General features: G+C 69.6%; 14 protein-coding genes. 1 reads left to right on the top strand and 13 read right to left on the bottom strand.

Features of this window, described 5'->3' with window-relative positions; translation table 11 throughout:
• Window positions 1-58: 58 nt before the first annotated feature.
• From AB0M80_RS17020 to AB0M80_RS17080, 13 genes are all read right to left on the bottom strand, one after another.
• Window positions 59-541: a hypothetical protein gene (locus tag AB0M80_RS17020; RefSeq protein ID WP_364565104.1), complete on the bottom strand. Its 483-nt coding sequence runs from the start codon at window positions 539-541 to the stop codon at window positions 59-61.
• Window positions 538-1,026, bottom strand: coding sequence for a hypothetical protein (locus tag AB0M80_RS17025; RefSeq protein WP_364565107.1), 489 nt, complete (start codon window positions 1,024-1,026; stop codon window positions 538-540). The genes AB0M80_RS17020 and AB0M80_RS17025 overlap by 4 nt, the downstream gene beginning before the upstream one ends.
• The gene (locus tag AB0M80_RS17030; RefSeq protein ID WP_364565109.1) at window positions 1,023-2,252 is read right to left on the bottom strand and encodes an MCE family protein; all 1,230 of its coding nucleotides are present in this window, start codon (window positions 2,250-2,252) and stop codon (window positions 1,023-1,025) included. The genes AB0M80_RS17025 and AB0M80_RS17030 overlap by 4 nt, the downstream gene beginning before the upstream one ends.
• Window positions 2,249-3,415 carry an MCE family protein gene (locus tag AB0M80_RS17035; protein ID WP_364565112.1) on the bottom strand — a complete coding sequence of 389 codons (1,167 nt, stop codon included), beginning with the start codon at window positions 3,413-3,415 and terminating at the stop codon, window positions 2,249-2,251. Before AB0M80_RS17035 ends, AB0M80_RS17030 begins: the two co-directional genes overlap by 4 nt.
• Window positions 3,412-4,605, bottom strand: a complete 1,194-nt coding sequence (locus AB0M80_RS17040) for an MCE family protein (RefSeq protein WP_364565115.1) — start codon at window positions 4,603-4,605, stop codon at window positions 3,412-3,414. The genes AB0M80_RS17035 and AB0M80_RS17040 overlap by 4 nt, the downstream gene beginning before the upstream one ends.
• Entirely contained in the window at window positions 4,602-5,633 is a 1,032-nt protein-coding gene (locus tag AB0M80_RS17045; RefSeq protein WP_364565117.1) for an MCE family protein, read from the bottom strand. Before AB0M80_RS17045 ends, AB0M80_RS17040 begins: the two co-directional genes overlap by 4 nt.
• Complete coding sequence (locus AB0M80_RS17050; RefSeq protein ID WP_364565119.1) at window positions 5,630-6,667, bottom strand: MlaD family protein; 1,038 nt, start codon at window positions 6,665-6,667, stop codon at window positions 5,630-5,632. The genes AB0M80_RS17045 and AB0M80_RS17050 overlap by 4 nt, the downstream gene beginning before the upstream one ends.
• Entirely contained in the window at window positions 6,664-7,998 is a 1,335-nt protein-coding gene (locus tag AB0M80_RS17055; protein ID WP_364565122.1) for an MCE family protein, read from the bottom strand. Before AB0M80_RS17055 ends, AB0M80_RS17050 begins: the two co-directional genes overlap by 4 nt.
• Complete coding sequence (locus AB0M80_RS17060; protein ID WP_364565125.1) at window positions 7,995-8,843, bottom strand: ABC transporter permease; 849 nt, start codon at window positions 8,841-8,843, stop codon at window positions 7,995-7,997. The genes AB0M80_RS17055 and AB0M80_RS17060 overlap by 4 nt, the downstream gene beginning before the upstream one ends.
• Window positions 8,843-9,631, bottom strand: coding sequence for an ABC transporter permease (locus AB0M80_RS17065; RefSeq protein WP_364565127.1), 789 nt, complete (start codon window positions 9,629-9,631; stop codon window positions 8,843-8,845). The genes AB0M80_RS17060 and AB0M80_RS17065 overlap by 1 nt, the downstream gene beginning before the upstream one ends.
• Before the next feature lie 75 nt (window positions 9,632-9,706).
• Window positions 9,707-10,465 (bottom strand): glucose 1-dehydrogenase, encoded by a 759-nt coding sequence (locus tag AB0M80_RS17070; RefSeq protein WP_364565129.1) that lies wholly within the window; start codon window positions 10,463-10,465, stop codon window positions 9,707-9,709.
• The gene (locus AB0M80_RS17075) at window positions 10,462-11,319 is read right to left on the bottom strand and encodes a 3-oxoacyl-ACP reductase (RefSeq protein ID WP_364565132.1); all 858 of its coding nucleotides are present in this window, start codon (window positions 11,317-11,319) and stop codon (window positions 10,462-10,464) included. Before AB0M80_RS17075 ends, AB0M80_RS17070 begins: the two co-directional genes overlap by 4 nt.
• Before the next feature lie 82 nt (window positions 11,320-11,401).
• Entirely contained in the window at window positions 11,402-11,593 is a 192-nt protein-coding gene (locus tag AB0M80_RS17080; RefSeq protein ID WP_364565135.1) for a ferredoxin, read from the bottom strand.
• A gap of 70 nt (window positions 11,594-11,663) precedes the next feature.
• On the opposite strand from AB0M80_RS17080, the gene AB0M80_RS17085 reads away from it, so the two are divergent.
• Complete coding sequence (locus AB0M80_RS17085; protein ID WP_364565137.1) at window positions 11,664-12,827, top strand: acyl-CoA dehydrogenase family protein; 1,164 nt, start codon at window positions 11,664-11,666, stop codon at window positions 12,825-12,827.
• The last annotated feature ends 1 nt before the right edge of the window (window position 12,828 follow it).

A 12,828-nucleotide genomic window follows, 5' to 3' on the forward strand; every position in this document is an offset into this window, starting at 1 on the left:
GTGGGAAGCCGATTTCACAGCTGCACCGTTACAGCCAGGGCACGACTGTCTGGGACGGCTAAAGCGCCGTCAGGGTGGCCAGTTTCCAGCGGCCGTCGACCCGCTTCGCCGTCACCGCCAGCTGGGCCACCGACGACGACGGCGCTCCCCCGCCCTGGGCCACCGTCTGCTGGTCCAGGAACAACAACAGCGAAGCCTCGTCGCCCCGCAGCGAACGGACCCCGACCGCCCGGACCGTCGTCGTGCGAGTCAGCTTCTCCGCCGATGCCCGCGTTCGGGCCGACGCGAACTGGGCCTGGTACTGCCGGACCGCGTCTCCGGTCAGGACCTCCGAAGCCGCCCGCTCGGTGCGGGCGAGGTTCGCGTAGTCGTACGAGAACACCGCCTTGACCGCGTCGCTCACCTCCGACGAGACGTCCGAGGTCGCCGGGAGGTCGACCAACGCCTCGTTGTCGCCCGGCGAGAGAGAAGCCGTCTCGATGCCGAACCACGCCGTGCAGCCCAGGGCCAGCACCACGATCGCCGTCAGGAGCCGGGTCATGAGCCCGCCGCCTGGACGCCGCTGACCTTCCAGCCGCCCGGCGACCGGGAGACGTCCACCGTCAGCCGGTTCAAGCGTGGCGAAACAGCGTTGCCGCCCGTCGAAACCCGGACGTCCAGCACCGCCAGGAGACGTGCCTTCCCGGCGGAGACGTCGATCTCCGTCACCGCCGCCTGGACCAGGGATGCCGTCGAGACGGTGCGAGCCGTCGTCGCGCGGTCGATCTGGAGCTGGCGGTCGCCCGCGAGGTCCGTCCCGTACCGGCCGGTCGTCGCCGCGATCCAGCGGTCGACGTCCGCCGCCGCCGTGCGGTGGTCGATGGTGTTCAGCGTGACCAGCTGAGGACCCGCCGCCGCCAGCACCGCGTCGCGCTCACGGCCGCGAGCGAAGGAATCGTCCGCCGCCGCACGCCACCACGACCAGCCCGAGAACGCCGCCGCCAAAACCGACAGGATCGCCAGAACCACCAGCAAACGCAGCTTCACGGCGCGCCCAGCAACCGGCCGAGCCCACCCGCCGACGGCCCGGTCAGCAGGCTCAGCATCCCCGGCAGCTGCTGAGGTGCCGGAGCGGCCTGCTGCTGCGGAGCCGCGGGGATCGCGGGCGGCTTCCCCGCGTAGGGCGCGTTCTGTGCCCCGCGCACCCCGGTCGGGCTGCCCGGCGGCTCGGCGCAGTACGCGGTCAGGTTCACCGGCGCTTCGGTCTCGTCGTTCGCCGGACGCTGCTTCGTGCCTTCGTAGCCCTTCGTGCACGAAGCCGGGTCGAAGAAGTTGAACACCACACCCAGGTGGCCGGTGCCGTCCGGGGACGTCGACGGCGAGAACGCCGCAATGATCGGGTACGCGACCAGCAGCTCCTCGATCGAGTCCTTGCGGGACGTGGTGATCTGCGCGGTGGTCAGCAGATTCGCGAACAGCACGCCCAGGTCGGTGCCCGACGCGGCGAGCACGTCGCTGATCTGCCTGCTGAGCTGGGGCGCCTCCGCGATCACCCGCCGCAGGTCCGGATCCGACTTCTTGAGCTGTCCCGCGATCGTGCGCAGCCCGCTCGCGAAGTCGGTGATGTTCGCCGCCTGCCGCTCCTGGGTGCCGAGCACGATCCGCGAATTCGCCAGCAGCCCCTGCGTCTGCGGCACGTACTGCGCGGCCACCGCCGTCAACGATCCCGTGCTGTCCAGGAGCTGCTGCAGTTCCGGGCCCGCCCCCGCGAACGCGTTGTACGTCTCGTCGACGACCGTCCGCAGCGAGTCCGGGTGCACGCTCGCGACGAGGTCGTCGAGGTGGCTGAGCACGGTGTCCGGCGACGGCGGCAGCGACGTCCTGTCCGCGGTGATCACCGAGCCGTCCGTCAAGAACGGCCCGTGGTCGGTGGCGGGGAGCAGATCCACGAACTGCTCCCCCACCGCCGACCGGTTCGCCACCTGCGCGTGCGCGTCGGCCGGGATGTCCGGCGCGCCCGCGTCGATGTCGAGGGCGACGTCGACGCCGTGCTCGGTCAGCTTCATCGACGTCACCCGACCGACCGTGACACCGCGGTAGGCGACCTCGGAGTTGACGAAGATGCCGCCGGAGTCGGTCAGCTGCGCGGTGACGACGTAGCCGCGGTTGCCGAAGAGCCGGTCCAGCCCGGCGTACCGGCCGCCGGCGTAGACCACCGAGACCACCGCGATGACGACGAACGCGAACAGCTGCACGCGGATCTTGCGGGTCACCGGCCACCCCCGATCAGGCCGAGCAGCCCGCCCAGCAGATCGGGTCCGGCGGCCGGCGGGGTGGTCCCCAGGTCGGGCAGCGGCAACGGCGGCGGCGCGGTGGACAGCTGCCCGCCGCCGATCCCCTGCGGGAGCGCGATCGGCGGCTGCGACGAGTTCGTGAAGTTCTGGATCAGCGTGTCGAGATCGAGGTTCACGTTCGCCTCGACGTTCGCGTAGTCGCCCTTGATCACGTTGCCCGCGTAGTCGGGGAACGGGTAGGTCAGCAGGATCTGCAGGGCGTTCGGCAGGTTCTGGCCGGCCTCGCCGAGCTTCGTCAACGTCGGCTGCAGGGCTTTGAGGTTCGCGACGAGCTGGTCCCGGCTCTTCGTCACGGTGTCGACCGCGACCCCGGACAGCGTGTTCAGCGCGTTCAGCATGCTCACGAGCTGGTCGCGCTGGTCGGTGACGACCTTCAGGCCCGGCGCGAGGTTGTCGAGCGCGTTCGTCAGGTTCTGCGTCTGGCCCGTCAACGTGCGGGACAGCTTGGCGAGGCCGTCGATCGCGCGGAGGATCTCGGTCTTGTGCCCGTCGAGCTGGGTGGCCAGTTCGTCCACCCGGGACAGCAGCGCGCGGATCTCCGGCTCGTTGCCCGACAGCGCGTCGTTGAGCTCGTGGCTGATCTTCTGGATCTGCTCGACGCCGCCGCCGTTGAGCAGCAGCGAAAGGGCGCCGAGCACCTCCTCGACCTCGGGGTTGCGGTTGGTGCGCCCGAGCGGGATCTGCGCGCCATCGCCGAGCTTCCCGGTGGCCGGCTCGGCCGTGGGCACGCTCAGCTCGACGAACTTCTCGCCCAGGAGGCTGGACTGCTTCAGCTCGGCGCGGGCGTTGGCGGGCAGCGCGATGTCGCCGTTGACGGTCATCGCCACCAGCGCCGACCGCGTGTCCGGGGTCAGGGTGATCTTGTCCACGCGCCCGACCGCGACGTCGTTGACCTTGACGCTCGACTGCGGCACCAGGTCGAGCACGTCGGTGAACAACGCGGTGACGTGGTAGGGGCGGTCACCGACGTCGGCACCACCCGGCAACGGGGTGCCGTAGAGGCCGTTGAACCCGCCGTCGCTGCAGCCCGCCAGCACCAGCACGCCCGCCACCATCCCGGCGATGCGCTGCCGCCGGTTCACTTCGCCCCACCCGAAAGCTGCTCCATCACGTCGACGAGCGGGAGCGGCAGCGGTGGCAGTTCGCCGTTCTGCAGGGAATTGAGCACCTGCGGGATGGTCGGCAGCTTGAGCGTGCCGTCCAGGATCGGGGCCAGCTGCTTGCAGATGTTCCCGAGAGTGTCCGGAACCTCCTTGGGCGTGACCGCGCTGATCAGGCGGCACACGGTGAGGATCGGCGGGTGGGTCAGCTCGTTGAGGTTGTCGCGGACGGCGATCGTGCCCGACGCCGCGTCGTAGGAGTTGATGAAGTTCGTGGCGCCGGTCGGCGCGATGTCGAGCACCTCGGCGAGCGCGGCCCGCTGGTCGACCAGCACCTTCGACAGCGACGCCAGCTTGTCCACATTGGACTCCAGAGCGGCCTTGTTGTCGTTGACGAACTGCTGGACGTCGCCGAGCGCGCCACCGAGCGACTGCAGCGCGGCCCCGACCTCGGCGGAGTCGGCGGCGAGGAACCCGCTGACGTCGGCGACGCGGCCGTAGAACTCGTTGAGCTGCTGGTCGCTCTGCGCCAGGGCACCGGTGAAGGAGTTCAGGTTCTGCACGGTCGAGAACAGGTCGTCCTTCGAGCCGTCGAGGGTCTCGGCGAGTTCGGCCAGCTGCCCGACGGTCGAGTTCAGTGAAGCGCCGTTGCCCTTCAGCGTGTTCGCGGCGGTGTCGAGCACGCCCGACAGTGCGCCGTTCTTGTTGGCACCGTTCGGGCCCAGCGCCGTCGACAGCTGGTCCAGGCTCGCATACAGGTCGTCCAGCTCCACCGGCGTGGCCGTGCGCTCGCGCGGCAGCACCGTGCCGGTGGCGAGCACCGGCCCGCTGTCGTACGCCGGGGTCAGCTGGACGTACCGGTCGCTGACCAGGCTCGGCGCGACGACGACGGCCCCGACGCCGGCCGGCAGCGGCACGTCGTCGACCCGCATGTCCACGCGGACCGCGTCGCCCTGGGGCGTCACGTCGGTGACCTCGCCGACCGGCACGCCGAGCACCCGCACCGACGATCCCGCGTACAGCCCGACGGTCTTGCCGAAGTACGCCGAGAGCTTCGTGCCGGCGGATCCGCGGAACACCAGGTACAGCCCCGCGGTGACGATCAGCGCGAGGACGCACGCGAACGCCAGCCAGGTCACCAGGGTGCGGCCGCGGTAGGTGCGGATGGTCATCGCCGGCCCACCCCCTGGTTCGGCGCCGCGATCGGCGGGGTGCAGCCTTCGGGGTTGATGTGCAGCCCGGCCGCGGTGATCGTCGGCGGCAGCAGCCCGCAGAGGTAGCCCTCGAACCAGCGGCCGTTGCCGGTGGCGTTGGCACCGACCCGGGCGAACGGCGCCATCAGCTGCAGGCTCTTGTCGAGGTTGCCCTGGTTGCGCTGCAGGATGTCGGTCACCTTCCCGAGCTTCTCCAGCGTCGGCTTGAGCTGCGCGCGGTTGTCCTGCACCAGACCGGTCAGCTGCTGCGAAAGCTGCTGTGTCCCGGTGAGCAGCGCGTGGATCGCGGTCTTGCGGTTCTGCAGCTCGGTGAGCAGCAGGTTGCCGTCGCTGATCACGCGTTGCAGCTGGGCGTTGCGGTCGGACAGCGTCTTCGAAACCCGGCTCGTGTTCGCCAGCAGCGTGTGCAGGTCGGCGTCGCGGGAGGACACCGTCTTCGCCAGCGAGGACAGCCCGTTCAACGTGTCCTTCAGGTACTGCGGGCTGTCCTTGAGACTGTCGGAGAGGGCGTTGAAGCTGTCCGCCAGCTGTTTCGTGTCGATGTTCCCGACCGTCGTCGACAGCTGCTCGAAGGCGTCCTGCAGCTGGAACGGCGTGCGCGTGCGGGCCTGCGGAATCGTCGCGTTCGGCTCCTGCGCGCCGCCGCCCTTCGGGTCGAGCGCCAGGTACTTCTCCCCCAGCAGCGTCTTGATCTCGATGGACGCCGTGGTGGCGTCGCCGACCCGGACGTCCTTGACGCGGAACTTGACCAGGACCTGCTTGCCCGCCAGCTTCACCGACGACACGGTCCCGACCTTGACCCCGGCGACCTCGACCTCGTTGTCCGGCGCCAGCCCGGCGGACTCGCCGAAGTACGCCGAATACGTCGTGCCGTTGCCGAAGAACGGCAGCTGGTCGGAGAAGTACGTCGTGGCCGTGACGAGCACGATCAGCACGAGCGTGACCAAGCCGACGGCGGCCTGGTTGCGTTCCTTCAGCGGTTTCACGGACCACACCTCTCCGCGCGCTCGGTGCCCGGGATGGGGATGATCGGCAGCGTGATGTCCAGCGAGGAAATGCCGATGGTGCCGGTGATCCCGCACAGGTAGTAGTTGAACCAGCTGCCGTAGCTCAGGGTTCGGGTGAACTTCTGCAGGTTGCCCGGCAGCACCTCGAGCAGGTGGTTGAGCAGTTCACCCGAGTCACCGAGGTTCTGCGAGAGCACGCCGAGCTGCGCGACGTCGTCCTTCAACGCCGGGCGAGCGTCGGCCAGCAGCCCGGTGGTCGACACCGCGAGGTCGCCGAGCGCGCTGACCGCGTCGCCGATCGGCTTGCGCTGCTCGGCCAGCCCGCTGACCAGCTTCTGGGTCTGCTCGATGAGGTCGCCGAGCTGCGGGCCGTGGGCGTTGACCGTGCCGAGCACGGTGTTGAGGTTGGCGATGACCTGGCCGATCACCTGGTCCTTGCGCGCGATCGCCGAAGTCAGCGACGCGGTGTGCTGCAGCAGGCTGGTGATCGTGCCGCCCTCGCCCTGGAAGACGCTGATGATCTCGGCCGAGAGCTGGTTGACGTCCTTCGGGTTCAGTGCCTTGAACAGCGGCTTGAACCCGTTGAAGAGCACGGTGAGGTTCAGCGCGGGCTTCGTGCGCTCGGGCGGGATGGTGCCGCCGTCCGGCAGCGCCTTGTCGCCCGGGACGTCGGTGCCGAGCGCGAGGTAGCGCTGGCCGACGAGGTTGCGGTACTTGATCGTCGCGGTCACCGTCTCCGGCAGCCGGTAGGTGTGCTCGACGTCGAACCGGACCTCGGCGAGGTTCCGCTCGCCCTCGACCACCGCGATCGTGTCGACCTGGCCGACCTTGACCCCGGCGATGCGGACGTCGTCGCCTTCCTTGAGGCCGGACGCGTCGGTGAACTTGGCCGTGTACCCCGATGTCTCGCCGAAGTTCGTGTTCGCGATGGTGGCCGCGAGGATCCCGGTGAACAGCACGGTGACGACGGCGAACACCGCCAGTTTGATCAGCGACGGGACGAAACTCCTCACTTCAGCTCCACCTCCACCCCGCGGTACAGCGGCCCGACGAGCAGACCCGCCCAGCCGGGCACGTCGCCGGGCGAAGTGCCGAGCGCGGGCGAGGCGAGCAGGTCGATCAAGTCCCGTTCGTAGCTGGAGCCGACGATCGAGCCATCTCCGCCGACCGCGCCGCCGCCCGCGGTGACCGGGCCGGGCAGTTCCCCGGACGGCGACTTCGGCGGCGCCGGCTTGCTGGAGCCGTCCTCGATCGCGCCGTCGGGCGGGTACTGCGGCCACACCCCGGGCTTCGGAACCGTCGGGTAACAGCGCGGCCCGCGCTTGTCCTCGTACTTCGGCTCGTCGACGCCGGGCAGGTACTTCCCGCGGCTGGCGGCGAACTCGATGGTGACCCGGCTGACCTCCGGGTGCGCGGTGCCCTTGCCGAACGCCAGCTCGGCCCGCGGCACCGACTCCGCGAGCTGCCGCATCAGGCACGGGTACTCGGGCGCGTACTTCGCGAGGACGTCCAGCGTCGGCTGGATCGCCGTGGTGAGCCGGATCAGGTTGTCCTTGTTGACCTGCAGGAAGCTCGTGAGGTCCACCGAAGCCGCGGTGACCGTGGCGTAGAGGTCGCTGAGCCGGTCGCGCTGGTCGACGATCGTCCGGCTCGTCGTCGTCAGGTCGGACAGGGCCTGCAGCAGGTCCGGCGCCGCCTTGTCGTAGGTGTTCGCGACGTTCGCGAGCCCGGTGATGTCGGCCTTGACGTCCGGCAGCGACGGGTTGAGCTTGCCGAGGTAGTCCGACAGGCCCACGAGGGTCTGGCCGAGCTGCTTGCCGCGGCCGTCGAGCGCGGTGGCCACCGCGGTGAGCGTGCTCGACAGCTTTTCGGGCTGGACGGCCTGCAGCAGCGGCATCACGTCGTCGAGGACCTTCTGCAGCTCGATCGCGGTGCTGCTGCGGTCCTGCGGGATGACGTCACCCGCCTCGATCGGCCGCTCGGCTTTCTCCGGCAGCTGCAGGGCGACGTACCGCTCACCGAAGAGCGTCTTGGGCAGCAGCCGCGCGGACACGTTCGCCGGGATGACGGAGGTCTTGTCCGGGTCGAGGGCCAGCTCCAGCTCGGCGTGATCGCCCTTCGCCAGCACCGACCGGACCTCGCCGACGAGCATGCCGCGGACCTTGACGTCGCCGCCGGTGCGCAGCTGGCTGCCGACGCGGTCGGTTTCGAGCTTCACGAGCGTCACGGGCGTGAACGCCTTGTTGTAGACGGCGAGGGTCAACGCGATGAACAAGGCGGCGACGAGCAGGAAGACGAGCCCCAGCACCTGGTACCGGAGCCGCTGCCAGAGCTCGCGCCTCATCCCGAGATCCTCACCGTGGTGTTCGCGCCCCAGATCGCCAGGCTGAGGAAGAAGTCCAGCACCGAGATCAGCACGATCGACGTCCGCACCGCGCGGCCCACCGCAACGCCGACCCCGGCCGGGCCGCCGCTCGCGTGGTAGCCGTAGTAACAATGGGACAGGATCACGAGCACACTGAACACGATCACTTTCCCGAACGACCACAGGACGTCGCCGGGGGGCAAGAAGAGCGTGAAGTAGTGGTCGTAGGTGCCCGCGGACTGGCCGTAGAGCCAGATGGTGATCTGCCGCGACGCGAGGTAGCTCGAGAGCAGGCCGACCGCGTACAGCGGGATCACCGCGGCGACGCCGGCGAGCACCCGGGTCGTCACCAGGTACGGCATGCTCGGCACGCCCATCACGTCCAGCGCGTCGATCTCCTCGGAAATCCGCATCGCGCCGAGCTGCGCGGTGAAGCCGCAGCCGACCGTCGCGCTCAGGGCGAGTCCGGCCGAGAGCGGCGCGACCTCGCGCGTGTTGAAGTAGGCGGAGATGAACCCGGTGAGCGCGGCCGTGCCGAGCTGGTTGAGCGCGGAATAGCCCTGCAGGCCGACGATGAGGCCGGTGAACATTGTCATCCCGATCATCACGCCGAGCGTGCCGCCGATCACTGCGAGCCCGCCGGTGCCGAAGCAGACCTCGGTGAGCAGCCGCAGCGTTTCCCGGCTGTAGCGGCGGATCGTGCGCGGCGACCAGGCGAGCGCTTTCGCGGCGAACGCGAGCTGCTTGCCGAGCCCTTCCAGGCTCTGGCCGGGGCGCGCGAGGTACTCGAGCGTCCGGTCGGTGTCCAGGGGTCCGGCGGTCATCACATCGCCTTCGGCGGGACGATCCGCAGGTAGATCGCGGTGAGCACGACGTTGATCAGGAACAGCAGCAGGAACGTGATCACCACGGCCTGGTTGACGGCGTCGCCGACGCCCTTGGGGCCACCGGCCGGGTTCAGCCCGCGGAACGCCGCGACGACGCCGGCGACGAAGCCGTACAGCAGCGCCTTGATTTCGCTGACCCAGAGGTCCGGCACCTGCGCGAGCGCGTTGAAGCTGGCCAGGTACGCGCCGGGCGTGCCGCCCTGCAGGACCACGTTGAAGAAGTAGCCGCCGAGCACGCCGACGACGCTGACCAAGCCGTTCAGCAGCACCGAAACGACCATCGCGGCGAGCACCCGCGGCACGATGAGCCGCTGGATCGGGTTGACGCCGAGGACCTCCATGGCGTCGATCTCTTCGCGGATCTTGCGCGCGCCGATGTCCGCGCAGACGGCGCTGCCGCCGGCACCTGCGACGAGCAGCGCGGTGATCAGCGGGCTGGCCTGCTGCACGATGGCCAGCGCGCTGGCCGCGCCGGTGAACGACTGCGCCCCGATCTGCGCGGTCAGCGAGCCGAGCTGCAGGGCGATCACCGCGCCGAACGGGATGGCCACCAGCGCCGTCGGGAGGATCGTGACGCTGGCGAAGAACCAGCACTGCTGGATCCACTCGCGGGCCTGGAAGGGGCGCTTGAAGATCGCGCGCAGGACCTCCCACGACAGCGTCGCGAGGCGGCCGACCTGCGTCAGGGCCGCGGTTCCGGGGAACGTGCCAGTGCTTCCGCTCACCACACCTCCCCGTAGTAGTCGCTCACCCCCGAGTCTTCTCCACACCCGGTTCCGGCTTTTCGTTAGCGGTGTTAACTAGAAGTTGAGGGCGTGCGTGGCGGTGGCCCCGCCGTCCGCGACGAACTCCGCTCCCGTGCAATACGCGCTCTCGTCGCTGGCCAGGAACAACACCAGCTTGGCGATGTCCTCGGGCTGCCCGACCCGCCGCAGGGCGACCTTCTTCCCGACGTACGACATGTCGACTTTCTGGCCGCCCGCCGCGGTCTCGACCATCTTGGTGTCGATCGCCCCGGGGTGCACCGAGTTGACGCGGATGTGCTTCTTGCCGAGTTCCATCGCCGCGACCTTGGTCATGCCGCGGATCGCGAACTTGCTCGCGGTGTAGGCGACGAGGTAGGGCATCCCGGCCAGACCCTCCACAGAGGACACGTTGACGATGGAGCCACCGCCGGCGGCGGTCATCGGTTCAACGACCGAACGCATCCCGAGAAACGCCCCGATCTGGTTCACCCGGATCACGCGTTCGTAATCGGCCAGCGTCGTCTTGCCCAGCTCCGAAAAATGGAGGATCCCCGCGTTGTTGACCAGCACGTTCGGCGCGCCGAACTCGGTGGTGGTGCGCTCGATCGCGGCGGCCCAGTCGTCCTCGCTGCCGACGTCCAGGTGCTGGTAGACGGCGTGCTCGCCGAGGTCGGCGGCCAATTGCTTGCCCTCGTCGTCCAGGATGTCGGCGATCACCACCCGCGCGCCTTCGGCGACGAACGCGCGCGCGGCGGCCTCGCCCTGCCCGCGCGCGGCGCCGGTGATCAGGGCGATCTTCCCGTCCAGCCTCATGACTCTCCCAGGATCTCGGTGGCGGCGAACATCCGGCCGGGGTCGCGGTCGGCGAAGAAAGTGGTGAGGGACGTTTCGAGCTCGTCGAGCTTCCAGCGCTGCTCGATCCTCGGGGGCTCGACCAGCGCGACCGTGCCGCCGTGGACGACGAACACCTGGCCGTTGACGTGCTCGGCCGCCGGGGAGGCGAGGTAGGCGACGAAGGGGGCGACGTGCTCGACCGAGAGCGGATCGGCGCCCTCGGCGGGAGCCGCGCCGAACACGTCCTCGGTCATCGCCGTCCGCGCGCGCGGGCAGATCGCGTTGGCGCGGACGCCGTACTTGGCCAGGCCGCGGGCGGCCGACATGGTGAGCGCGGTGATGCCCGCCTTCGCCGCGGCGTAGTTGGGCTGGCCGGGCGAGCCGATGAGGAAGGCCTCGGACGCGGTGTTGACCAGGCGTCCGTACACCGGTCGTCCGTCTGCTTTGGACCGGTCGCGCCAGTGCTTCGCGGCGTTGCGGGACAACAGGAAGTGGCCACGGAGGTGCACCCGCAGGACGGTGTCCCAGTCGTCGTCGGACATCGAGAACAGCATCTTGTCGCGCAGCACGCCCGCGTTGTTGACCACGATGTCGAGCCCGCCGAGGTCGAGCGCGGCGGCCACGAGCGCGTCGGCGGTGGCCCGCTCCCCGATGTCACCGGCGACCGCGACGGCCTTGCCGCCCGCCGCTTCGATTTCGGCGACGACGTCCTTCGGCTCGGCGATGTCGTTGACGACGACAGTGGCGCCTCGCGCGGCGAGGGCGAGTGCTTCCGCCCGTCCCAGCCCCGCGGCCGCGCCGGTCACGATCGCCGTCCTGCCGGTCAGGGTCACCGCGGGCCTCCTCGTCGAGTCCTGGATCTCGCGCCTAGAGTAGAATCTGTTCTCCCTTACCGCAAGGGTTCAGTGAACAGTGCTAACTGGCAATGAACAGGGCGTTCTTAGGGCAACCTTTGACCGCATCTGTAACTTGTTCTATTCGATCGGCCGGGACCGGGCCCGGCTGGATGACGAGTTCCTCCTCGTCGTCGAGGTCGAAGACGTCCGGCGCGATCCCGAGACACACCGCGTTCGCCTCGCAGAGCGAACGATCGACGCCGATCTCCATGCTTCCTCCGCCACGTGAGTCCTGGTACAACTAGAACAGGTTCTAGTATAACGCCGGATCGAGGTGACGGGTGCGGATCGACTACACGCCGGAGCAGCGCGCATTGGCGGTGGAGCTCCGGGAGTACTTCGCCGAACTGATGACGCCCGAGCGGCGGGAAGGCCTCCGGCCGGGTGGCGGCGAATACGGCGATGGCGTGGCGTACAAGGAGATCGTCCGGCAGCTGGGCAAGGACGGCTGGCTGGCGCTGGGCTGGCCGCCCGAGTACGGCGGACAGGGCAGGCCGATGCTCGACCAGCTCGTCTTCACCGACGAAGCGGCCGTCGCCGGGGTGCCGGTCCCGTTCCTCACGGTCAACACCGTGGGCCCGACCATCATGCGCTACGGCACCGAAGAACAGAAGGCGTTCTACCTGCCGAAGATCGCCGCCGGCGAGCTGCACTTCTCGATCGGCTACTCCGAGCCGGAGGCCGGCACCGACCTGGCGTCGCTGCGGACGCGCGCCGAGCGCGACGGCGACGAATACGTCGTCACCGGGCAGAAGATGTGGACGAGCCTGATCGAGTACGCCGACTACGTCTGGCTCGCGGTCCGGACCGATCCTTCGGCGAAGAAGCACCGAGGGCTGTCGATCCTCATCGTGCCGACGTCGTCGGACGGCTTCTCGTGGACCAAGGTGCACACGGTGGCCGGCGCGGGCACCAGCGCCACCTACTACGACAGCGTGCGCGTGCCGATGTCGGCGCGCGTCGCCGAGGAGAACGCGGGCTGGCCGCTGATCACCAACCAGCTCAACCACGAGCGCGTCGCGCTGACGTCGGCGGCGCCGATCCGCAAGGCACTGGCCGACGTGCTGGCGTGGGCGAAGGAGACCGGCGCCATCGATCACGAATGGGTGCGGCTGCACCTCGCCCGGGTGCACGCGGGCGCGGAGTACCTGAAGCTGCGGAACTGGCGGATCGCCTGGGCCGCCGCGGCCAGTGAGCTCGGCCCGGCCGACGCGTCGGCGACGAAGGTGTTCGGCACGGAGTTCGCGATCGAGGCCTACCGGCTGCTGATGGAGGTGCTCGGCGCGGCCGCCGTCGTCCGCGAAGGCTCGCCGGGCGCGCTGCTGGCCGGGCGGATCGAACGGCTGCACCGGTCGGCGCTGATCCTCACCTTCGGCGGCGGCACCAACGAGATCCAGCGGGACATGATCGCCGCCACCGCCCTCGGCCTGCCCGTCACGCGCTAGG

This window comes from Amycolatopsis sp. NPDC051045 (genome assembly GCF_040682955.1).
GTDB lineage: Bacteria > Actinomycetota > Actinomycetes > Mycobacteriales > Pseudonocardiaceae > Amycolatopsis.

Coding starts and splice junctions, on each gene's coding strand:
- AB0M80_RS17020 (WP_364565104.1), bottom strand. CDS start 541: ATGACCCGGCTCCTGACGGCGATCGTGGTGCTGGCCCTGGGCTGCACG.
- AB0M80_RS17040 (WP_364565115.1), bottom strand. CDS start 4,605: ATGACCATCCGCACCTACCGCGGCCGCACCCTGGTGACCTGGCTGGCG.
- AB0M80_RS17055 (WP_364565122.1), bottom strand. CDS start 7,998: ATGAGGCGCGAGCTCTGGCAGCGGCTCCGGTACCAGGTGCTGGGGCTC.
- AB0M80_RS17060 (WP_364565125.1), bottom strand. CDS start 8,843: ATGACCGCCGGACCCCTGGACACCGACCGGACGCTCGAGTACCTCGCG.
- AB0M80_RS17070 (WP_364565129.1), bottom strand. CDS start 10,465: ATGAGGCTGGACGGGAAGATCGCCCTGATCACCGGCGCCGCGCGCGGG.
- AB0M80_RS17080 (WP_364565135.1), bottom strand. CDS start 11,593: ATGGAGATCGGCGTCGATCGTTCGCTCTGCGAGGCGAACGCGGTGTGT.